Origin of the sequence: Rothia sp. HSID18067, assembly GCF_003989445.1 — a bacterium.
Lineage (GTDB): Bacteria > Actinomycetota > Actinomycetes > Actinomycetales > Micrococcaceae > Rothia > Rothia aeria.
This window is the reverse complement of sequence record NZ_RBMF01000002.1, coordinates 310,628-334,243: the sequence shown is the minus strand read 5'-3', so window position 1 is coordinate 334,243 and position 23,616 is coordinate 310,628. Positions and strand designations below refer to the sequence as shown.

Annotated in this window: 16 protein-coding genes; all 16 read left to right on the top strand. The window is 56.6% G+C overall.

Annotated features, from left to right (window positions below; all coding sequences use genetic code 11):
* The first annotated feature begins 278 nt into the window (after positions 1–278).
* The 16 genes from D8M23_RS06520 (at position 279) to D8M23_RS06450 (ending at position 23,580) form a co-directional block, all read left to right on the top strand.
* Positions 279–1,946 carry a metalloregulator ArsR/SmtB family transcription factor gene (locus D8M23_RS06520; RefSeq protein ID WP_126854145.1) on the top strand — a complete coding sequence of 556 codons (1,668 nt, stop codon included), beginning with the start codon at positions 279–281 and terminating at the stop codon, positions 1,944–1,946.
* A gap of 124 nt (positions 1,947–2,070) precedes the next feature.
* Positions 2,071–6,060, top strand: a complete 3,990-nt coding sequence (locus tag D8M23_RS06515) for an FCD domain-containing protein (RefSeq protein WP_126854144.1) — start codon at positions 2,071–2,073, stop codon at positions 6,058–6,060.
* A gap of 366 nt (positions 6,061–6,426) precedes the next feature.
* Positions 6,427–6,525, top strand: coding sequence for a 30S ribosomal protein bS22 (locus D8M23_RS06510; protein WP_005504750.1), 99 nt, complete (start codon positions 6,427–6,429; stop codon positions 6,523–6,525).
* Positions 6,526–6,635: 110 nt separating this feature from the next.
* Positions 6,636–6,902 carry a glutaredoxin family protein gene (locus D8M23_RS06505; protein WP_006888200.1) on the top strand — a complete coding sequence of 89 codons (267 nt, stop codon included), beginning with the start codon at positions 6,636–6,638 and terminating at the stop codon, positions 6,900–6,902.
* An 89-nt stretch (positions 6,903–6,991) separates the two neighbouring features.
* Positions 6,992–7,678, top strand: coding sequence for a histidine phosphatase family protein (locus D8M23_RS06500; protein WP_126854143.1), 687 nt, complete (start codon positions 6,992–6,994; stop codon positions 7,676–7,678).
* Between the two features lie 54 nt (positions 7,679–7,732).
* Positions 7,733–8,350, top strand: coding sequence for a TlpA family protein disulfide reductase (locus D8M23_RS06495; protein ID WP_006888252.1), 618 nt, complete (start codon positions 7,733–7,735; stop codon positions 8,348–8,350).
* A 1-nt stretch (position 8,351) separates the two neighbouring features.
* On the top strand, positions 8,352–9,365 hold the full coding sequence (locus D8M23_RS06490) for a cytochrome c biogenesis CcdA family protein (protein WP_126854142.1): 1,014 nt from the start codon (positions 8,352–8,354) through the stop codon (positions 9,363–9,365).
* Between the two features lie 10 nt (positions 9,366–9,375).
* A complete protein-coding gene (resB, locus tag D8M23_RS06485; RefSeq protein WP_126854141.1) occupies positions 9,376–11,001 on the top strand; it encodes a cytochrome c biogenesis protein ResB in 1,626 nt (541 codons plus the stop codon).
* A 3-nt stretch (positions 11,002–11,004) separates the two neighbouring features.
* Positions 11,005–12,165 (top strand): c-type cytochrome biogenesis protein CcsB, encoded by a 1,161-nt coding sequence (gene ccsB / locus D8M23_RS06480; protein ID WP_126854140.1) that lies wholly within the window; start codon positions 11,005–11,007, stop codon positions 12,163–12,165.
* Between the two features lie 933 nt (positions 12,166–13,098).
* Positions 13,099–19,743, top strand: a complete 6,645-nt coding sequence (locus tag D8M23_RS06475; RefSeq protein WP_161971655.1) for a DUF6531 domain-containing protein — start codon at positions 13,099–13,101, stop codon at positions 19,741–19,743.
* A 35-nt stretch (positions 19,744–19,778) separates the two neighbouring features.
* The gene (locus D8M23_RS06470) at positions 19,779–20,645 is read left to right on the top strand and encodes a parapinopsin (protein ID WP_238693789.1); all 867 of its coding nucleotides are present in this window, start codon (positions 19,779–19,781) and stop codon (positions 20,643–20,645) included.
* 90 nt (positions 20,646–20,735) lie between these two features.
* Entirely contained in the window at positions 20,736–20,912 is a 177-nt protein-coding gene (locus tag D8M23_RS11705; protein WP_153274072.1) for a hypothetical protein, read from the top strand.
* Between the two features lie 89 nt (positions 20,913–21,001).
* Positions 21,002–21,760, top strand: coding sequence for a parapinopsin (locus tag D8M23_RS06465; protein ID WP_238693788.1), 759 nt, complete (start codon positions 21,002–21,004; stop codon positions 21,758–21,760).
* 90 nt (positions 21,761–21,850) lie between these two features.
* Positions 21,851–22,225: a hypothetical protein gene (locus tag D8M23_RS06460; protein WP_126854137.1), complete on the top strand. Its 375-nt coding sequence runs from the start codon at positions 21,851–21,853 to the stop codon at positions 22,223–22,225.
* Entirely contained in the window at positions 22,226–23,083 is an 858-nt protein-coding gene (locus tag D8M23_RS06455) for a parapinopsin (protein WP_126854136.1), read from the top strand.
* 110 nt (positions 23,084–23,193) lie between these two features.
* Complete coding sequence (locus D8M23_RS06450; protein WP_126499635.1) at positions 23,194–23,580, top strand: hypothetical protein; 387 nt, start codon at positions 23,194–23,196, stop codon at positions 23,578–23,580.
* Positions 23,581–23,616 lie beyond the last annotated feature (36 nt).

Below are 23,616 nucleotides of genomic sequence, written 5' to 3'. Positions count from 1 at the left end.
GGTGGGTGCCGGTGTTAGGTGCGGGGTTTGGGCCGTGTAGGTTGTGTGGTTGGTGCAGGCCCCTGAACGTGGTGGTGCGGCCTCCTCTAGTGTATCCCCGATGGTGGTATTCGGTGGTGGTGTGGGGCGGTTTTTTCGCCCGCAACCTTCAACATGCAGTAAAACACATATTCTGTTTCAAGAATTTAATGGGCCGGGGTTGATAATGTCCAGTTAAGTGTGTGGTTTGGCGGCTATTGGGAACTGGCAAACTAGCGTATATATGACATAATCGATATATGCATGCAGATGTTTTTTCAGTGATTGCGGATTCGACCCGCCGCCGCATCGTGCGGCTGCTCGCCGAACAGACCCACACTGTTGGTGCGGTTGTCGAGAAACTGGGCATGAGTCAGCCAACTATTTCTAAGCACCTGAAAGTGCTGCGTGAGGCCGGTGTGGTGTCGGCCGTGGTTGAGGGGCAGCGCCGACTGTATTCGCTGAACCCCGAGGTTTTCACTGAGATTACAGACTGGGTGGATGAGATTTTGGAGGCTGCCCGCGCCTCAGCGGCAGCTCACGCCCCGGTTGCGCTTCCCGGTGGGGAGAGCTTTTCCCCCGCGTTCCCGGGCAGTTCCGTGGTGGTGGGCGGATTTACCGGTGCGCACCAGCATGAGGTGGTTGAATCCAGCGAGAAACTCGACATTCCAGCCGAGCTGCACATCCCATCCGATGCTGAGGAAGACAATGCTGAGGAACCCAGCGCGGAAGATAACGACGATACCGCCGCTGGTGGAAGTGAAGAGCTTCAGCGCCGCGTTGTGCCGTTGAGCTCGAATAACCCCAATATCCCGGCTGAGGACGAGCCCGCTGTGGAAGAAGGTGCTGACTCGCACCCCGATCCGGCTGTGGGTGTTGTGCTCAGCGCGAAAGCCCCCGAAGAGCCTGCCGAAACGGCAGAATCTGAGGGCCTGGGTGAGGAGTTGGCCGGGAGCGAACAGAACGCCAGTGCCACATTTGCTGGTACCGGTGAAGTGAGCGAAGGCGTGGTGCCGATGCGCCCCTTCACCCCCTCCGCCTTTGCCTCTGACGAGGTGCCGCAGCCTGATGAGGAGAAAGCACCCGTTGAAACTGCTGCGAAGGACTCCACGAACGAGACCCAGTCGGTGGCTCCTGTGGGGCGGGGTGAAGACGATGAGACAACTGAGGCTTCTGCTGGCGTGAGCCCCTGGAGTTCGGCAGGTGACGCCTCAGCCAAGCCTGCTGTATCGAATGAGCCTGCCCGCGGTAAGCATGAGGCTATTGACACTGACCCCGCCAATGAGCAGCCTGCCAAGAGTGAGCCTGTAAACGTTGAGTCTCAGGATGCCGTATCGGCGGCAGCTGACATGACCTCCACCACCGAGGATGCGCCCACGAAGAAGACGCACCACCACACGGGTGAGGACACAGCTGCCAGCGCTACCGAGTCTCGGAGTGAGCAGAAGACCGCCGGACTATCCGAGGTAAAAACCGGGCAGGATGCTGCCGATAGCCCGCGTATCGAGGCATCAACGGCGAAGGCAGGCCGGGATGCCGCATCTGTGGAAGCTGCCACCGTGTCTAAGACCGTGAAGAGCGATGAAACAACCCTGATGGCTGACCCCGCTGACGGCCCGGGCACTGATGATGCAGCAGTTCACGCGGATGATGCTGAACCCAAGAAGACTTACGCGGAGGGGAAGGGTGCCGACCCCGAAGCGTCTGAGGATACCGAGGCAGCCGACACCGATGGTGTCTCAGTAGCCGATACAGCCAATGCGGGTGCTGAACCCGAAACGGCCCAGACCGTAGAGCCCAAGGAGGCTCCCGAACCCACTGAGGAGCCGGTGTTCCGGCCGATCCCTCAGCCTGCACCGTATGAGCAGGTGACCGTTAAGGAGGAACCTCGTGGCCTTCTGGCGCGTGTCTTTGGTCGCCGACGATAGCGTGCCGCACCGGCGGCGCGCGGAGAGATAGCGAGTGGGGCGGGGCGTGCGCCCGTGTTCGCTTGATCATCAACTCATACACCTACCCTGATAAACCCTAATTTCCCGAAAGACGGAATCTACGTTGGCTATTCACCGTAAAATCCTCCGCTGGCTCGAGAACGAGCTCACTGAGGGCAACCTGCAGCTTGGCCAGGACTTGCCCGACGATCAGCGTATTGCCCGCGCGATTGGCTTGGGAAGAAGCCGTACCCGCGAGGGCTTGAAGACCCTCGAAGACATGGATCTGGTGCGCCTATACTCCGGTAAGGGCAAAGAGATCATCGCTCACCTGAATGAGGAGCCGGCGATGGCGGCAGCCGAGCCTCTGCGCCTGCATATGGCTGTTTCGCGCTACCCGAAACGTGACCTGGTGCAGACCCATATGCTTCTTGAAGGCTGGAGTGTTGCCAATATTGACCCCGGCGTCGCTGATTTCGGTGAAGTGGATGAGCTGTTGGAGGAGATGCAGGAGGGTGGGCACCCTATCCGGGAGTTCCTTGACCTGTACCTGGACTTTCACCTGGAGCTGAGCCGCCTTGCCAATAACGAGCTGATTGCTGGGCTGCTGATTGCTATCCGTCAGCCGACCTTTGATGCTCTGCTGTCGCTGGCGGGGCGTGTGCCGCTGTGGAGCAGCACCATGGAGCGCCTGAACGCTGAGAACCGCGCGGTTCTTGAGGCCGTGAAGGACGCCGATTCCGCGACCGCCCGCAACCTGATGATGAACCAGATGCGCGGCCTGTTCGATGAGGCCGGGGTGGATTTGGACGAGTCGGCGGTGGCGCTTACGGGCATGCCCGGAACCTCGGATCTGCGCATGTTTGAGCCGGTCGATATTGAGGACGATTTCGGCCCGTTCCCGGAGGAAGGCCCCAGTTTCGGGTGGGGCTTCGGTGCGGAGCGGTTCGGCAACGCCCCCGGCGGCGCGCCGGTGCCTTCGTCCGGCTCTCAGCAGGCTCGCCGTGATATCTCGCAGCAGTCTCAGCAGCACTATGACGGGCAGCAGGGGCAACAAGAGCAGCAGTCTAATCTGCCCTTGAGCTTTGGTACGGCCTCCGGCCGTGCGGCGGCGGCGTTTACCCGCCCGTCTGAGGGTGGTGCCCCCGCTGCTCAGGGCGGTAACAATGGCGCTTCGCAGCACCCCGAGAACGCATCTGGGCAACCGTATGAGGTTGATAATGCTGCCTCTGCACAGGCGCCTGACCAGTCAATGCAGCACGGCCCTGTGCCGGGTGGTGAGGAGCAGGGCGCAGCTCAGCCTACACCCGCCCAGGAGGTGCTGATTCAGGCCACCTCCGCGCTTCCGCTTCCGATTCAGCCGTTGCCGGTCGATCCTGATGCGTCTCAGCCGCTGCGTTTGACCGATGATGAGCCGCTGATTCAGGCCACGGCCGCTATTCCGCTGGATATGCGGGTGATTCCTGCTCAGGGCCTGCCCGAGAAGAAGCCCCAGCCCGCGGCATCGGGTGAGGACGCCTCGAAGGCGGCCGCTAAGCCCGGCGAGACGCCCGCAAAGGCTGAAGGTGAACAGGCCGATAAGGCATCTGAGGATTCCCGGAAGCAGGGGTCTGCGACGAAGGATACGGGCAAGAAAGACGCCGAAGATGCTCAAGCTCCAAAGGCTAAGGGCGGGGCGCAGCCCGCAGCCGGTGATACTCCGGCTCAGCCTACCCCCGGTGAGGATAAGCATGCCGAGGGGCAGAGCGGTAAGGACCAGCAGGCCCAAGATCAACAGTCTCAGGAGCAAGACCAGGCTAAGCAGCCCCATGGCAAGCAGGCTGGCGGCAAGCCGGGCGGCTCACCTTCGGGTTCCGGGCAGAAGGCCGGTGCCGCTAAGGACGAGCAGAAGAGCTCGGCTGAGGCTGGCCAGTCGCAGCCTGCGCAGGGCGAGCAGCAGCCTGCACAGGGCGAGCAGAAGGGGCAGAGTAAACAGTCTGCCGATTCCTCGCCGCAGGGCCAGAAGAACCAGTCTGACGGTGCGCAGCAGGCTGATGGTTCCGCGCCGCTAAAGGATGGCGGCGCGCCCAAGGATGCAAAGGCTTCGGCGGCCCAAAAATCCGCTCAGCCCGATGCCCAGAAGCCTGATGCTCAGACAGCTGGGGGTCAGAAGGCCGAAGCGAAGTCCCCCAAGCAGGGTGCTCAGGACGATCAGCAGAAGGCCCAGGACGCTCAGAAGCAGGGCGGTTCCGTCCCTTCTAAGGGTAAGGATGGGCAGAACGGTCAGCAGGCAGCCGACAATTCGGGCGGTTCGTCTGCTGCGCAGCAGAACTCTAAAGGGCCTGGTGCCGCGCAGAAAACACCGCAGCCGGATGCTTCAGGAGTGAACGGCTCCGCCGGTAAGGAGGCTGCTTCCCCCAAGAGCGGCGAGCAGAAGGCCGAGAAGGCAGGCGAGCAGACCCAGGGAACTTCAGCGCAGGAAAGCTCAGCACAGGAGAACCCGGCACAGCAGAAAGAACCAGCACAGAAAGAGTCGGTGCAGAATAAGCAGGACGCTAAAGCTAAAGCTGCACCCCAGAAGCCTGCCGCACAGGAACCTGACGCGCAGGGGCCTAATAGTGCCGCACCAAAAACTGATAATGGTGCGGGCGGCAACCGTGCGGATACTGCCGCCCAGAACGGTGTGAAGCACAACCCCGGCCCGCGCGATGATCAAGGCAGTGCTGAAAAAACCGGTGCTGCGCAAACTGATGCCGCTCAGGCTAATACTGCGCAGGGCAGCTCTTCACCGCAGGGCTCCGCCCAACAGGGCGGTCAGGCCCAAGGGCCGCAGTCCGCTCAGCCTGCTCAGGCCGGAAATCCTGATGGGAAGCCGCAGGAGTCTGCCTCGGGTAATGCCCAGCCTGCATCCTCGCCTGCTGAAGACTCGAACGGTCACGCTGGTTCCGCAGGCGCGACTAATTCCCAAGGGCCCGCTGCGAACGAGCAGACCGGGCCGCACCCTGTAGCGGGTCAGGGCACAGCGCAGGAGCAGCCTCAGCAGGAGGTGCTGGGAGCTGTGCAGTCGCTTGATGGGCAGCAGGCGCGCCCCATTTCGTCGCTGGAGAATCCGCAGGCTATACCCGCTGCACCGGATAACGGTAACGGGCAGGCTCAGCCGGATGTGCCGCAGCAGGTGCAGAACCATGCCCCCGTTCAGGAGGCACAGGGCCAGGAAACCGCACCGGACGCGCACAACCCGCAGAATCACTGGGATAGTGCTGCCCCGCGCACCGGTTCCACACCCGCCCAGCAGCCCCATAGTGGGCCTCACACCGGGCAGTTTGGGGTAAGCGGGCCTGCCTCGGCTGGTATCCCTATTCAGGGGCGTACCGGTCCGAAGCCCAAGCTTCCCGAAAACCCTGTGGAACGTAAGGATGCTGAGCAGCGCCGAGTGGCTGAGGAAAACTTGGCGCGCGCCGCTGAGGAGCGGGTGAAGGTGATTCGTGCCCATTCGCCCTCAGGGGTGGGCCGCCGTCACGGCCAGATCATCACGCCGGTGCGTGCTGCTGTGGCGTCTCCCTTTAGCCGCCCAGCCACTGGGCTGCAGTACCCGAGCGCGGTATCGTCACAACCGCAGCCGCAGCCGCAGCCTCAACCTCAGCCTGGCCCCGCAGCTTCGGCTGCTGCCGACACCGGTAATGCTGAGGCCCCGAACGGCGCCGTGAACAGCACGCCAGCTGATGCTCTTGGTGTTGAGCACGCTCCGGAGGCTCTGGCGGAGCGGCCGCTGCCGCCGGTTGAGGTGCTGGCGACCACTCCGATTCGTATCGTTCCCGCGAATACGAGCGGAACCCCTATGGTGGTCAAGGATGAGCGGTCCACGGATGAGCGTGCGCCTGAGGAGCACGCCAGCGCTGAACGTAAGCAGGGCTGGCTTAGCCGCATGACCCGCTATTTGGGGTTGAGCTCGCGCGAGCAGGAGCAGGCTCTTCAGCAGCAGAATAACCCGCAGGATTCGGCGCATCAGCAGAATACTGCGAACCACAATCAGCAGGTGTCTGCCTCCCCGCAGGGGGCTGCGGCAGATAACTTTGAAGGCGGCACCTCAGATGCCGCTAACCCTGCTGATGCGAGCCAGCACAGCCAGCAGTAGCTGGCGCAGGCAATAACGCAAACACGCGGGTGTACCCTCAAACTGGGTGCGCCCGCGTAGCGCGTTAATGCCCGGGCGTACCGGCATATTCTGGGGGGAGGTGCGGGCGTGCAGGAAAATCTTCTTGCGTGTGTGCAGGGGGTGTTACCGCCTCTGCGGGGTCTTTGGGGGATGGCTCCTCTTCTTTGGGTGCGTCGGAATGGTGCAATGCGGTGTTTCCTAGTACTCTAGGAAGGTAGCGTTCTCAAAACGCTGGGGCACTGCTGTGCCTAAAATGCCTTTTAGAGCGTTTATACCGGTATAAACACCCCGGGTAGCTACCGCACCGAATGGGTGCGGCCGGGTCTAGCAAAGTGAGGAAATCCTATGGGTTCCGTTATTAAGAAGCGCCGCAAGCGCATGTCCAAGAAGAAGCACCGTAAACTGCTTCGTAAGACTCGCCACCAGCGCCGCAATAAGAAGTAAACAGTAGCTTCTGTGCCCCGTGCCCGGTAAGGGTTGCGGGGCATTGTGCGTTAATGAGGGCTGACGTGGGCTATTAGCGGCGGCTGTTGAACGCTAGTAGACTGGGAGCCATGCCCCCAGCTACACCTGAACCACCTGTTATTGAGCTTTTGACCCGCCCCGGCTGCCACCTGTGCGATGCTGCACGGCACACGGTGGCGCAGGTATGCACCGAATTTGGGGTGCCCTACACCGAGCTGAACATTGAGCTGTACCCGCAGCTGTTGCAGCGGCACGCCACCGAAATCCCGGTGCTGCGCATTGACGGGCAGCCGAAGGATTTCTGGCGTATTAACCCTAAACGGATGCGTAAGCTCATTGCCGCACGCATGCCTTAGTATCGGCCGCCCCCGCTTCTGGCGAATTAGGGGCTATATGCGGCGCCCCTCGTTTTGGGGTAGCGTAGAAAATTTGAGAGACTGAGAGAATGACTACATCGGCTAAGGTCACGGTTCACCTGATGCGCCACGGCGAGGTGCATAACCCCGACCGCATCGTCTACGGGCGGCTACCCAACTACCACCTTTCGGAGAAGGGTCAGCAGATGGTGCGTATGAGCGCCCGGGAGTTTGCCCGGCGTCGGGGTGAAGGCGCGAACATTGTGCACCTGGTATGCTCCCCGCTGACCCGCACCCGCGAGTCGGCCGAGCCGATCACCGAGCTTCTGGGGCTTCAAGCCCACCCCGATGCGCGCGTGGTTGAGGCCGATAACTATTTTGAGGGCCTGCACGTGAACCGGCAGGAGCTTCTGAACAACCCGCGCCACTGGACGAAACTGTACAACCCGCTGCGCCCATCCTGGGGCGAGCCGTACATTGCGCAGGTGCGCCGCATGGCTCAGGCCATTAAGGATGCCGCCCGCACCGCGTACCAGCAGGGCGGGGCCGGGGCCGAGGCCATCATTGTTTCGCACCAGCTGCCCATCTGGGTGACTCGCCTGGCGCTTGAAGGTAAGCTATTGCAGCACGACCCGCGTGCGCGCGAATGCAACCTGGCGTCGATTACTTCGCTCACTTTCGATAACCTGTTATCGGGGAACCCGCCGCAGGTGAGCGGCTACACGGAACCCGCATCGCCCCTGTATTCGGGAGTGATTCAGCTGCCCGGCAGCTAAGACGCGGGTGTCTGCCGTTCAGCACCCCTTCGCACACACCACCGGAAGGAACGCATGACTCCCACCCATAACCACACCCGCCGCACCGCCCTGCGTGCGGGTATTGCGCTGTGCGCGTCAGCGGCCGGGGCGGGCCTGCTCGCTGCGTGCTCTGAAGACACCTCCCTGTCAAAACAGGCGAATTCGGGTGATAATAAAGGCTACATTGCCGGGGACGGGTCGGTGACCGAGTACCAGGAGGCTGAGCGCGGCGAGCCCGTTGCGTTCACCGGTGAACTATTCGACGGCACCAGTGTGAACGCTGAGTCGTTGCGCGGCAAACCTACGCTCTTGAACTTCTGGTACGCCGGGTGCTCTCCTTGCCGTGCCGAGGCTAAAGACCTGCAGAAGCTCTACACCGACTATAAGGACAAGCTGGGGTTCTACGGTGTGAACGTGCGGGATGAGAAAAGCACCGCCGAGGCGTTTGAGCGCAGCTTTGAGATCACCTACCCCTCGTTTAAGGACGCCTCGGGTAAGGTGCTGCTGTCGTTGAGTAAGTATGTGCCCGCCCAGGCAGTGCCGACCACCGTGATCCTGGATTCGCACGGTAGGGTGGCGGCACGCATCTTGGGTCAGGCGAACCCGTCGGTGCTGAAAACCCTGATTGAGACCGCTGTGAAGGGTGCCTAGCGTGCCTGCTGGAACCGGTATGATGCTCACCCCCGCCGCTGCGGCTGCCACGGCGGGCGCTGCGCCGTTGGCGAGTATCAGCTCAACCGTGTTGGATGGTTCCCTGTGGCTCTCCATCCCGTTGGCGGCGCTGGCGGGGCTGGTGTCGTTCGCTTCTCCGTGTGTGCTGCCGCTGGTGCCCGGCTACCTGGGGTATGTGGCGGGTCTTGCAGGCTCGCAGCAGCAGGCACCCGAGGGCTCCGCGGCCGCATTGTTCCAGGGGAAGAAAACGGTGGCGGCCCATAATCCCGCACCCCAAAAAGCCGCAGAAAACACCAAAAACCCGCCCGAGGCAACATCGGGGGTGGCTGTGGCGGACGCCCCCACCGACCCGAAAACCCCAGGTTCGCAGCCCGGTAAGGGGCGCCTTCACGCACAGCAGACCCGCCGCCACACCCGCCGGATGCTCGCCGGGGTGGCCCTGTTCGTACTCGGGTTCTCCGCAGTTTTCGTCACCCTATCGGTGCTGCTGGCCCAGGTGGGTGCCGCCCCCTGGCTGAAAGGGCAGGCGTGGGTGAATATTCTGCTGGGTGCACTCGTGATCCTCATGGGCGTTGTGTTCATGGGGCGGCTGAGCATCCTGCAGGTCGATAAACGGTTCCACACCCGCCCCGGCACGGGCCTGTGGGGTGCACCGGTGCTGGGAGTCACCTTCGGGCTGGGGTGGGCGCCGTGCATTGGACCCACCTTCGCCGCAGTGCAAACCCTCGTGTTCACTGGCGGGGCCGCAACCTTCAAGGCTGTGGTGCTCACCTTCGCCTACTGCCTGGGTTTGGGTGTGCCGTTCCTACTGGTCGCCTATTTCGCGGCGCGCGGGGTGAATACCACCGGGTGGGCGAGCACGCATAAACGCGGGATTCAGCGTGCGGGCGGGGCGATGCTCATCCTGATCGGCATCCTTATTTTGACGGGCGCCTGGAACCACCTCATGGCCTGGGTTCAGGCGGCGCTACCGGTTTACGAACTACCAATCTGACGGGGTACATATGGCACGCACACACACTGACGCCCCGGCGCTGGGAATCACCGGGATGCTCCGCTGGGGCTGGACGCAACTAACGAAAATGAACACCGCCTTGCTGCTGCTTCTGCTGCTGGCGGTTGCGGCGGTTCCCGGGTCGATGTTTCCGCAGCGCATTCAAGACCCCGCGAAGGTGACGGACTACATTAAAACCCACCCCGGCTGGGGCGAGTTCGCCGATAAGATACAGCTGTTTGATGTTTTCTCCTCCGGGTGGTTCTCAGCCATCTACCTGCTGCTGTTTATTTCCCTGATCGGGTGCGTTACCCCGCGCGCTATTAAACATGCCAAAGACTGGCGTAAACCGCCCGCGCGCACCCCCAAGAACCTATCCCGGATGCCCGTGCACCGCACGATCGATATTGACGCGGATGCGCTCACCCCCCAGGCCGCGATAGAGGACGCTGCGGCGATCCTTCGTAAACGCCGCTACCGGGTGCAGATCCGGGAGGAAGGAGACGGACAGTACTCGGTGGGTGCCGAACGCGGCTACCTGCGTGAGGTGGGGAACATCCTGTTCCATGTGGCGATGATCGGCATCCTGGTTGGGGTGGCGGTCGGCTCGCTTTTTGGGTACCGGGGCCAGAAAATCCTGGTAGAGGGGGAGACGTTCGTGAATTCCCTGATCGGCTACGACTCGTTTACACCCGGCACGAACTATAACCCCGACTGGCTGAGCCCGTATGCCGTGACGCTCAATAATTTTCAGGTGCGCTACGACAGGCAGCGCGACAGCCACACCTACGGGCAGGATTTGGACTATAACGCCCAGCTGACCGTGCAGAACCCCGGCAGCAGCCCTGAGCAGAAAACCCTTAAAGTGAACGAGCCGGTTGATGTGGGCGGCACCAGTGTGTTCCTCTCCGGCAACGGGTACGCCCCCATTGTGAAGGTGACCGATGGTGAGGGGAAAGTGGCGTATGAAGGCCCCGTGGTGGCCCTGCCAACTGACGGGAAGTACACCTCATCGGTGGTGCTGAAGGTGCCCGATGCCCGCCCGGCCCAGCTGGGTTTTGTGGGCATGTTCCTGCCCACCGGCAGCTATGAGCGTGGGGCGGGCATCCCGCATTCGGTGGATTCAGCCCCGGCGAACCCTATGCTGGTGCTGCAGTCCTATTCGGGGGATTTGGGTTTGAACTCGGGCCAGCCGCAGAACGTGTATGTGCTGGACACCTCTAAGCTGACCGCGTTGAACAGCATGGCGAACCAGAACGGTATTGTGCTGGATGCGCAGCACCGAACCGCCACCCTGCCGGAAGGCAACGGCACCATTGAGTTCATGGGGTATAAACGGTACGTGGGAATGGAGGTTCGCCACGACCCGGGGCAGAATATTGTGCTGTACTCGTTTGTGGTGGCTTTCGTGGGGCTGATAGTGTCCCTGTTTGTGGCGCGCCGCCGCGTGTGGGTGCGTGCCAGCACCAATGAAGGGATGCTCACCGTAGAGTACGGTCTGCTTGCGCGCGGGGAGGACCCGCGTCTTGCCGCCGAGGCTGAGCGTATTACGGATGCTTTCGCCACCCGGTGGGGGCTGGAATTTGCTGAGGAGCCCTCATCCGAGGAGCCGACTGAGAAAACCGAGGGGAAGTAGCCCATGCTGAACGAGACATTAGCGCGCTACAGTGAGCTATTCATGTATATTGCCGCGCTGATTTACACCGTGGTGTTCGTGGCGTTCACCTGGGATGTGGTGAAGAATTCGCGGATAACCCGCCGTCTGGAGGGTGCCGCGGCGCCTCGTGAGGCGGAGCTAGAGGAGGAACAGGCGGCTGAGCCTGTTACCGCGGGCGCGGCCACCACCGGTGCGGGTGCGGAGAAAACCGGCGGGAAAACCGCCGCGAAGTCGTCGGTTAAGATGAGCGCAAAAGCCACCCGTGTTGAGCGCACCGGCGGCGCTGAGACCGGCACGGGCGAGCGGGGCGCCGGGTACCGGGGCGCGGCGGCACGCGCGCTTGAGGGCCACGTGGCGGACTCATCAATGCTGTACACGGGCCAGAGCCGCCCGGCGGCGCGCATCGCCGTGATCGTTATGCTGATGGGGGCGCTGGTGCACGCGGCGGCGGTTATTATGCGCGGCGTGGCTGCGCAGCGTGTGCCCTGGGGGAACATGTACGAGTTCTGCACCACGGGCGCGCTGGTGGTGGTGACCGTGTACCTGGTGGCGCTGATCTTCCGTGACCTGCGGTTCGTGGGCACGCTCGTGTCTGGGCTGGCGCTGATTATGATGTGCGCCGCCACCATTAGTTTCGCCACCCCCGTGGGGCACCTGAAACCGGCGTTGCAGAGCTACTGGCTGGTGATTCACGTGTCGATTGCGGTGCTTGCCTCCGGGGTGTTTACGATTACGTTCGCGATGGCGGTGCTGCAGCTGGTGCAGACCCGCCGTGAGCAGCGCATCCTGAGCGGTAAATCGGGCGGGTGGGCGTTTATGCGCCTGGTTCCGAGCGCCCAGGCTCTTGAGAATTTTGCGTTCCGCCTGAACGCTTTGGCGTTTGTGATGTGGACGTTCACGCTTGCCGCTGGCGCGATTTGGGCGAGTCAGGCGTGGGGCCGCTACTGGGGCTGGGACACTAAAGAGGTATGGACCTTCGTGATCTGGGTGGTGTACGCGGCGTATCTGCATGCGCGTGCAACCCGCGGCTGGGCTGGCCCGCGTTCGGCGTGGCTGTCTATTATCGGCTATTTGTGCATTATTTTTAATTTCACGGTGGTGAATATTTTCTTCTCGGGCCTGCACTCGTATTCGGGGCTTTAGCTTTAACGGCGGAAACTAGCGGGAAGGCGTTAGTCCTGGGCGGTATTTATAAGGTGTATGGGCGAAACTGTATTAACCCCGCCCATACGTTTCAGAAGTGTGACTATACTTGAAGACTCAAAACATTACCAAGAAAGTAATTGTGGGTCATTAAAATATGTTGATCAATGTTCTAGGTTCTTGGCTGGTACCTTCGTATAATAGTGGTGCTGAATGATGTATGGTGTAGGCTTGATGACAACCAACCACTATGAACATTCTTAAGATGTTCTGAGATGTCTACCTGGTCACCCGCTGGGACGCTGCGGAATATGCCATGTGTCCAGTCCTTATTAGCTGGTGATAAGAGAAAGGTAGCTTATGCACGCGAATACCGACCCTGTTAAGTTTAATTTTGCAGAAGCCGAGAAACTTGAAGCCGCCTTCCGGGTTTGTAAAACAACGCTTGAAAACCAAATGCGGGAGCGTAATAAAGTTACAGAATATGCAAAAGAGCAACTTGAAGGCCCTTATGGTTCATTGTTTTCTCGTAATGCTGACAGCCTCATTGAGATGGGATCAGAGCTCATTGAGTCCCTTCGGAATGCCGAAGATAATATGAAAAAATATATTGCTGCTGCCCATGAGGAAGTTCGTATTCGTGACGCGGCGGCTGAATGGGATTCTATGAAACATTCCCTTGAGATTATCAGGCACAACTACAGGATGAATGATAATAAACCTGTAAAGCCGGAGCATCGCCATTTAAAAGCTACAGATACTATGCCTCCTCAGCCTGAGCCGCAGCCTCGTCCTCATTATGAAGTATATAATTCAACTTCTTTGGGGAAGTATAACGAAAAAGTTTCTCAAATACGGACTAATCTTAAGGGCGACAAAGGACCAGAAGCCGAGTCATTTGTTACATATAAGGCAAATGCAGACGATATAAATATGAGCGATTTGGCTCATGGTAAGGTTTCGGGTATTCCTGAGCACCTCATTAAATATTACAACGTGATTAAGGGCATGAGCCCTCGTGTAGAGCAAGACTATAATGCGATGAAGTCCTCTTACGAAACTTTTAAAAGCAGTACTGATTGGGGGAAACTTGACGCAACAGATCTCATCGCTGCTGTTTATGTCTGGTCTCAAGATAATCTTGTAGAGGCTTTTCGCGCCGGAAAAATTGGGGAAGAACTCTGGAAGGCTGGAAGTCAGGGTGAGCTTAGCAAAACAAATCCCAATCTTTCAGATCCGCGTGTTTTACACTCTGTTGAGAGTAGCGTATTTGTAAACGATAAAGATCTTAAAAAGCTTCCGACAAAACATATGCTCCCTTATGTGCCTTCGGCGGGTGTATTGGGCGCTTACCCTAGCTCAGGGTTTCGTAACGATCCGGTTAATATTGCGACGGGTAACTTTATTGAATACGAGCTTGATTTAGCGTTCGATAATACTGCCGCTACTGCTTTATCCTTGGAGCGCATGTATAACAGCTTGACGGTGGCACACCCAAAGATACTTCCTTCAGGAATTTTTGGGCCTGGGTGGTGTTCGACACTTGATACCCGCCTTAACTTCACCTCAGAAAGTGCTCAGTGGTACACCAAAGACGGTCGTATTCTACACTTTAGCCGTTCGGGTGACGGATATGACCGAACCCCGCAGGAGCCTTGGTGGCTCACCAAAGTACTGCCTAACGACGAACTGTATGAGTGGATCACGCAGATGCGGCTGCAGGCAGTTGAACAGGTGCACGACTGCAAGGCGGAACTTGCCCAAAATACCTATGAGGAAACAGGTTTCTCACAAGTACGTGAAGAATTGGCCTCCACGCCACATTACTGGATCATTGAAGACAATAAACACGCGCGTCACGTGTATAATTCGGCAGGTGCATGGGTTGGTACTGCGGACGGGCACCTGAGCGATGCGATGGTTCCGGTGTACGCTACCGCGATTATTGAGCCTGAGGGTGGATCTCAGCGTGTTATTACAGACCTCGTGCATCCTGTGGCACATCGGGCTATTCATCTGGATTATGAGCTGGATTCTGCTGGTGGGTTACGCCCTACTCAGGCTTATGCGTACAATACTGCGGGTGAGAGCACGGGTGCTCCCCAAGCTGCCGTTGGGTATTGCTATGTCCCTGAAGGGGAGAACGCTGCGGGTCACCTCTGCGCTGTAGAGAAGATGAATGGTACCCGCACATATACCCACACCCCGGAGCATCTGATCCACGAGGTGACTGATGTTAACGGGCATGTTGAGGTTGCGAATACCTACGACGGCAATGGACGTGTGATCCGTCAGCATACGGAATATGATGATGATATCTCGTATAACTACACATCTGAGGGTGTGACAACTGTTGCCCAGGCTGAGACCGGCCTGAAGGTGAATATTTTTTACAGCGACCCTAAGGGGCGACTCATAGGTGTCATGGATGGGAACGGAAAACGCTACAGTATTCGGTACGGGACTGGCGATAATCGAATCAGTATTACTGACCGTGACGGTTCTATTACCAACCGCTCTTTTGACCGGTGTGACCGCCTCGTCCGCGAGCGTACCCCAGAAGGAACCGACTACACCTATAGCTGGGACGAATATAACCGCATCACCGGGGTTTCGGTCTGTGATGCTCGGGACACCCTGAACCTAGGCACCCCCATCAATACTTTGTATGAGTATGCAGATTCGGTGAACCCCAATCCCTCAGCCGTGATTGCGGGTAACGGGGCAAAAACCCAGTTGATCTGGGACGAACACGGTCGTCTTATGGAGACCATAGACCCTACCGGAGTGCGCACCGTCATGACCTATGACATTCATGGGGATCTGAAGACCATGACGGATGGTGTGGGAAACACAACTACTCTGGTACGTGACGGTGCTGGGCGCGTAACACAGGTCATCGATCCGTTGGGTCGGTCTCTCCGTATCCAATATAACGCCGCTGGCATGATTTCCAGCTTCGAAGAAGCTACCGGTGCCCGGTGGAGTTTCGCATACCAAGAAGCACCAAAGACATCACAAGTACCTGCACTTTTGCGTGCTGCTCAACGTTTTGCCGCTCTAGAAAACACGGATATCACCGGCGATCAGGAACGAGGAAATCTGCCTCATACGGTGACGGATCCCCACGGAAATGTTACTACTCTGACCTATAACCGGGCTCGGGAAATTACCTCTGTTACCGACCCGTTAGGTCGCACTACCCAGAATATTTATAATCAGTCAGGCAACTTGGCCCAGGTTATTGAGGCATCAGGGGCAACATGGACTTATGAATATGACGGAATCCGCCAACTTATTGCCGCTATTGATCCTTTAGGTGGTGTGACTCGGTACACCTACAACCCTGTAGGGAACCGGACTTCTGAAACTGACCCCACGGGGGTTGAGATCAAGCAGGACATAGACCGTAAGCATGGTTTGGAAAGGACCACAAGCGCCTACGGTACCTCGTTTAAACAGGTTGATATTTTTGGTCGCGTTGTCGCTCAGAAAACGGGGGTTACAGTAGGGTCTTCTGAGAAGCCCGACGCTGAAGAATTCATCACTTACGATCACGCCGGTAACCCCGTTGAAATTGTGGATGCGAGGGGCGGCCTAACCCGCATTGTCCGTGATCTTGCGGGCCGCCCAGTGCGAGTGGTTTCACCTGCCGGGCGCGTGCAAATCTATGAATATGATGCTGCTGGCCGACTGGTGCAGTATGCGATGGGCCTTGACGAACCAACGGCATCGTCTGCTGAATTGCAGCAAGAATTTGAACCCACACAGTGGGCTGTCACGCGCCTAGTGTATGATGCCGCATCCCAGGTGGTGAAACGCATTCTGCCAGACGGCTCTACGGAACATATTGATTACGACGCCGCAGGTCGGGTTATCAAAGTGACGAAAGGTGCCCGCAGCGCCAGGTATGAGTATGACCTGGGCGGTCGTCTGGTGGGTCTGCGTGATAACACGTACGGTTATCGCCGTTTTACCTATGATGCTGCTGGTCAGCTGATTCAGACCGTTGATGGGCTGGGTAACCGCACCCATATGAAGTATGACGCTGCGGGCAATATTTCGCAGGTTATGGATTCCACAGGGCAGGTCACTCGCTACGAGTATGATGCTTTGAACCGTCTGACCCGCACCATTAACGCGGCGGGTACTGCGTATGAATATGGGTATGATGCGGCTGGCCGCCTGATCCGTGCTTTTGATGGCGTGCATGAGCGCACCTATGAGTACGACTACAAACGTGGTGGCGAGCTTCGGTATGCTTTCTGCGATGGTGTGCGTATTGCCCAGTATGGTAGTGAGAACCGGGGGCGCATCGTGTGGGTGCGTGACTACGCGACAGCTCAGGCTCTTGATACCAGCGCGCCAGCAGAAGCTTATGTTGAGCACCGCTACGAGTACGACTCCGCCGGGCAGCTCATCAAGCGTTCCCGAAGCGCAGTCATTGACCCGCAGGTACCGAATGAAGAGCCTAAGATATCTGAACTTACGGATGTTGAGAGCCAGGTACAGGCGCTCAACGCCTTTGTCTCAACGGGTGCCTACACGCTCACATATGTTTATGATGCCGATGGTAACCGCACGAGTACCGTGACCCCTTACGGTACCTCACAGGTGGTATACGATGGCGCTGGTCATGTGGTGAGCCGCGAAACCCGCAGCATAGGTGAGAGCGAGCCCATTGTTTCCACCTATTCCTATGACGTGATGGGGCAGCTTGTTCGTGCGCAGGTAGGGGATATTGTCTCTACCTGGCAGTTTGACGCATCGGGGCGGGTTGCAGAATACGGTAAGAGCTTGGTGGCTGAAAACGGCTCTAACGCTGTGAGCAGTACTAAGAATCAGGGACTCACTGTATCTACTGAGCGGACCCAGATCACCCGTGATGCTGAGGGTCGTGTTGTGGGGGTTCAGACCGGCGAATCCCTCGTGATGTACTCCTATGACGCCGCAGGTCAGCTGGTAGGTGCCCGCGAGGGTAACCATGAATATGAGTGGGCTTTCGACAACGGTCTGATGATGACCGAGAAGCTTTACCGCGTGGATGATCTGGAAGGTGCAGAGCCGCAAGCACGCACGCTCCTGAGCGAACGCTCCTTTGAATATAACGTTCTCAACCAGCTGGTTCAGACCGAGACCCTGGAGTACGCAGCCGCTATCGCCCCGGAGTTTGTGGGGCTGCACCGTGAAGTTATTAATCGCCTCACAACAACCTATGAGTATGATGCCGCCGGATACCGCGTACGTGAGCATACTGCCTCAAATCAGGGTATTCGCACTTCCCGCGAGTATGAGTGGGGAGTATGGGGCGGTCTCTCCTCGGTGACAACTACGTCAAATTCTGATGCCTTCCACACAGAGGTATTGGGTGTGCGCGGTGTGGCGTCCCGGGTACGTCTGGTGACTGATGCTGCGGGTGAGTTGGCGCAGATAACCGGTGCTGACAGGGCTTCGGTACCAGTGCTGTGGGATTCGCTCTCTGATACCCCACAGGTTTTGGGTGTGGGAGCTGTCACTGCCCCAGAAAATGACGGTGGGTTCTCCCAAGTAGGCGTTCCACAGGGGTTTAATCCATGGGGCGTGCCCGACCTCTCAGGTATGGCTCACATGCCTGGCTTCGGAAGTTCTGATCCGCTTAACCAGGTGCTGCCTGCCGGGGTTTCTTTCACGGGCGCAGGCAGCGTGCGGGTCGCTGGGTTAGACGTGATGGGCGCTCGCACTTTTGATGGAGCCTCCAAGCGTTTCCTTTCGACTGATCCGCTAGCGCCAGTAGCCGGTTCGCCGTGGTTCGCAGACGCATACTCTTTCGTGGGGTCTAACCCAATGAACATGGTGGATCCGTGGGGGACGACTGAGGTTTCTGTTGAACTCGCAAAAGACACGAGTTTTAACGGATGGCTGAGCAGGAACCGTCAAGAGGTATCACATGCGCTTATCGCGGTTGGCATAGTTGCTGCTGTTATTTCCATACCTATTCCCGGTTTAAGTGCAGCAATTGTAGCGGGCGTCGTATCCGGTAGTACTATAAGCGCCGGAATAACGTTGAACTCTGATGCTTCGTTGAAGAGCGACGGATATGTTGACACTGGTGATGTGGCCTTATCAGCCGTTGTTGGAGGCGTTTCTGGAGGCTTTACAGCCGCTGCTTCTTATGGTGTCGCCTATGGTGTTGAGACGTGGGTGGTGCCTAAGGTCGTGCAGGGAGCTTCTAAAGTTCGCGGTACTTTTGCGCCCTCTACGGCATCTGCGGTTCAGCCAAGTGAGCGCATAGTTGCTGCGGAGACCAAGTTCATTCCGCAGGGCTCTAAACTCATCAATTCTTCAAATACTGCTACTCGCGCTGCAGCCGTGGAGTCGAAACTTACTTCGGCGTCCCCAACGGCGGTGGCATGGGAAAATGTACCGGTAGTCGCCGCTGGTTCTAAGGGTGTTACTACCAGTGTAAGTTCAGGGATCCCTACGCGGACGGTAACGGTGTCCGCCAACCAAGGGAAAGCTGTTCCTCTCGTGGCCACCGGGCCGAAGGGTGCTTCAAGCGTGAGGCCTGTTGGCCCTGCCCAGGTAGGTAAAGTTAATACGCCTAGTGCTGCGTCGGCGGGTAAGTCTTCATCAGGAACAGCGAAACCTACTATAGGTCAACGGTTAAAGGCTGTGGGTGCTAACGCTGCGGTGAATGGTGCTACTGGTGCCGCCGTAAATGGCGTGTCGTATACAGGACAATCTTTGACGGGTCTTACTCCTGAGCCATTTAACGCTGGTGAATTGTTGAATCAGATGGGGACTGGGGCTACGGGTAATATACTGGGTGGTTCGGCGAAGCCTGCTGCTGGTTCTATCGGGAATTATTTGGGTTTCAGGCCTGGTGGTTATAGGCAGAATAGTTTGGAGGCTGGTCTAGCTGGCGGTATGAGTGTGGCTAATGGTGAGTTGTGGGCCAGCCTATCGGGTAAGCCTACATCGGGTGGGGATAAGGTGTATAACTTTGCCTCTGGCGCTGGTTTGAGCCAGGTAGGGAACATCGGCTCGAAGAACCGTAAATTGGAGAATGTGAAGGTCGGCCCTTTGGGGCAGCCGTTGAAGGCTCCTGGGTATTTGGGATCGTATCGGCAGATGGGGTTGGGGCACCCTGGTGTTGCTCATCCTTCGCCTAGTTGGAAGCCTTTAGCGTTCAATTCTACGGCGAATGCTGGTTTGGTGGCGTTGTCTGATGTGGCGAAAAAGTATGGAGTGGATAGGCTTTTGAGTTTTGAGGGTGCTCCTGCGTATCCTGTGCCGTCTCCTGGTCCTTCTCCGGTTCCTTTGAGCGTTGGTTCTGATGGTTTTGGTGTGTCTGGTGGCGAGGTTCAAGTTCTGGATCCGGAAAATATACGAGAGCCGGACAATGTTCAGACCTCTGAAGATATCCGTGTGCCAGAGAGGGTGCAAGAGCCTGATTATGCGTATCCCATTGAGGGTGTTTATATTCCTGCTGATGCACAGCCTGAGGAGGGTCTGACGCAGGGGCAGAATCTTGATGAGGTCGATGAGGGAGTGTCTGACGGTTTGTCTCAGGACGGCTGGGAGGTTGAGTCAGAGTAGGCTGTCGTCTTGTTAAAAGAGGATACTTGGGGATTATGAGTGAGATGTTTTTGGGTGTTCGGAAAGAGTGGTTGGCTGCGATTGATTGGTGGAGTTCTGGGATTTTTATTGGGATTTCTCAGTTTTTGATCGGGTGGCCTTTGCTGGGGTTTATTCTGCAGACCTCGCGGTCTCTTCCGGTGGGTGAGAATGTCTTGTTTTATGGGTATGTGCTGTTGTTTCCTGTGTTCGGGACGGTTTATACTGGGTGTCTTTTTTATTTTCTGAATGCTAGTACTGTGTCGCAGCTGATTTGGTTGGCGTCTCCTCATGTGGGGATGTTGGTGGTGGGGATTTTGCCGTATCCGTGGAATCTTCCGTCTATGTTTGGGTTTGTTGCTGTGGTGACGGGGTTGTATCCGGGGGTTTTGCTGTATCAGTTGTTGGAGTTGCGGCGTCGTAGTCGGATGTCGCCGGATGAGTTGGAGGTGTTTCTTGCGGAGCTTGAGGTTCGGGAGGTAGAGGCACAGGAACGGGAGCTGAGAACTGAGAGTATATTCACATTGTTTTTTTTCTTGCTTATGGTGGTTGTTTGGGATTTTATATCGGTGGGTATTCCGACGATACATTGGAAGTGGTATGACCCGTTGCCAATGTTTTGGCAAGCTTTAGTTTTGTCTGCTGTGGGTATGACGGTTTCGGTGTTGGTGAAGCGTGTGTTGGGGTGGAAGGTTTCGGGGTGGGTGTATGCTGTGTTGCTGGTGGTGAGCGTGGTGGGTGTTTTGTGGGTGTGGGGTTATCCGGTGGTGTTGTTGGTGGCTCCTTGGTGGGTTGGCTATGTCCTGGGCGTACCATGGGTGTCTGCCGTTGAGGATGTTATGCGTCGTGGCATGGCTCGTGCACAGAGGCTGCACAGTAGATAGGATTTTAGCAGTTTATAGTTTCAGGTTCTCGGGTATATTCAGGAATTGGATGATGTTTAGGCTCCTAAAAATGTTCGTAAGCCAGAGAACGTGCGAGAGCCTGAGAATGTGTATTCCGCCACGGGTGTTTATGGTTCTGTTGATGTGCGAGATTCTGAGGGTATTGTTTCGGATGAGAAAAAATTCTCTGGTGCCGATGGAGTTTCTCAGGATGGGGACGTTGACCCTGTAGAGGGTTCTGATGTTGATTTTGTGGGTGGTGAGTAGGCGTGCGGGTACGTATTCGGGATTGTGTGTATTGGGGTTGGGGCCCGTTTTGGGCTTTGGTGGTGCAGGTATTGATTTGGTGGCCTATTGTGGAATTAGTGGTGCGAATTGCGTCATCAAATTCTAGGGTAGGTTCTAACCCGCTATTTTATGTGGTTTTATTTTCTTTGCCGTTTATAGGTATTGCGGTTAATTTTTGTTTGTTTCGGTTTTTGCATCCGCGGCGGGCGTTAGGGTGGATGGTGCCTGTTGCGTTTGGGTTTATGTTTTTGTTTGGTCTTTTTCCGATGCCGTTTCGGGGTCTGTCGATGCTCGGTTTTGGATCTGTAGTGTGTGGGTTATATCCGGGTATTTTATTGAATAATTATTATGAGTTGTATCGTGTGGCGAATATGTCTCTGGAAGAGGCGGAGGCGTATCGGCTTAAGCTTGAAGTGCGAGAGAAAGAGATGCAAAAACGTGAGCTGAGAACTGAGAGTACGTTTATGTCCTTTGCCTTTATGGTGATGCTATTCATGGTTGGTTTTTTTGCGGTGGGTATTCCGGCGATGCATTGGAAGGGGTATGATCCGTCTCCGATGATTTTTCCTGTGGTGGTGGTGACGATAACCGGGGTGGCGGTATCGGTGTTGGTGAAGCGTGTGTTGGGGTGGAAGGTTTCGGGGTGGGCGTATGCTGTGTTGCTGGTGGTGAGTGTGGTGGGTGTGTTGTTGGTGTGGGGTTATCCGGTGGTGTTGTTGGTGGCCCCGTGGTGGGCTGGTTATGTTGTGGGTGCACCGTGGGTTTCTGAGGTTGAGGATGTTATGCGTCGTGGTATGGCTCGTGCACAGAGACTGCGTGGCCGGTAGGATTTTTCAGAAAGTTTGGGATCTTATCGGCAGATGGGGTTGGGGCATCCTGGTGTTGCTCATCCTTCGCCTAGTTGGAAGCCTTTAGCGTTGAATTCTACGACGAATGCTGGTTTGGTGGCTGTGTCTGATGGGGTGAAGAAGTATTGGGTGGATAGGCTTTTGAATTTTGAGGGTGCTCCTGCGTACCCTGTGCCGTCTCCTGGTCCTTCTCCGGTTCCTTTGAGTGTTGATTCTGATGGTTTTGGTATGTCCGGTGGCCAGGTTCAAGTTCAGGAGCCGGAAAATATACAAGATCCGGGCGATGTTCAGGCTCCTGGAGATATTCGTGGGTCTGGGAATGTGCGAGATTCTGAGGGTATTGTTTTGGGTGAGGAAAAATTCTCTGGTGCTGATGGAGTTTCTTGGGATGAGGATGTTGACCCTGTAGAGGGTTCTGATGTTGAGTTTTTGGGTGGTGAGTAAGTGAAGCGGGTGCGTATTCGGGATTGTGTGTATTGGGGCTGGGGTCCGTTTTGGGCGTTGTGGGCTCAGGTGTTGATTTGGTGGCCTATTGTGGGGTTGGCGGTGCGGGTTGCGCCGTCGCATCCTATGACGGGTCCTAATTTGCCGTTTTATGTAGTGTTGTTTTCTTTGCCATTTATAGGTATTGCGGTTAATTTTTGTTTGTTTCTTTTTCTTCGTGCAGATGTAGCTATAGGCCTTTTTTTGCCAGTTGCTTTTCTATTAACATTTTTGTTTATTATTTTCCCTATGCCCATACGTGCGTTGGGGATGTATATGTTTGGCTCTGTAGTTTGCGGGTTGTATCCGGGTATTTTGTTGAATAATTATTATGAGTTGTATCGTGTGGCGAAGATGTCTGATGAGGAGCTAGAGGAGTATAAGCTCAAGGTTGAGGAGGAACTAAAACGGATAGAGGAATCTAATAAAAAAGATGAGCTAACACTTATTGGTCTAATTGTTATTGGTATTTTTATGGTTAGCTTTTTTTCATTGGCTATTCCTGCGATGGTTCGACGAAGTTACGATCCGTCTCCGATGCTTTTACCAACAGCGATTTTAGTATTGTCTGGTCTATCTCTGTCTGTGATTATCACTCTTGTGTTTAAGTATCGGTTGTCAGGTTGGTTTATCTTGATTGTGCTTGTGGCTGGTGCTGGGGTTATTTATGCTGTGTGGGGATATCCAGTTTGGCTATTGATTTTCCCTTTTGTCGTTTCCCTAAGTTTTGGTGGTACGATGTTTTCTGCTTTTATTCGTTGGTATCATCGTGTTGTTCGGGAAAAAATGCGTTTTCGTATAACTCGTATATTACGGTAATTGTCGGTGTATGGGAGCCCGGCAGGTAGAGGTTGGGGCATCCTGGTGTTGCTCATCCTTCGCCTAGTTGGAAGCCTCTAGCGTTAAATTCTACGACGAATGCTGGTTTGGTGGCTGTGTCTGATGGGGCGAAAAAGTATTGGGTGGATAGGCTTTTGAATTTTGAGGGTGCTCCTGCACATCCTGTGCCGTCTCCTGACTCAGCCGGTGAGACTGCCGGTTTTGGTGCGCCTGATAGTGGGGCACAGGCTCGGGAACCTGGCGGTGTTCAGGTACCTGAATATATTCAGGAATTGGAGGATATTCAGGTTCCTGAAGATAGTTATGGGTCAGAAAATGTACAAGAGCCTGAGTATGTGTATCCCGTTGAGGGGGTTTATATTCCTGCTGGTGCACAGCCTAAGGAGGGCCTGACGCAGGGGCAGAATCTTGATGAGGGAGTAGTTGAGGGTTTGTCTCAAGACGATTTAAACACTGAGTTTGTGGGTGGTGAGTAAGTGAAACGGGTGCGTATACGGGATTGTGTGTATTGG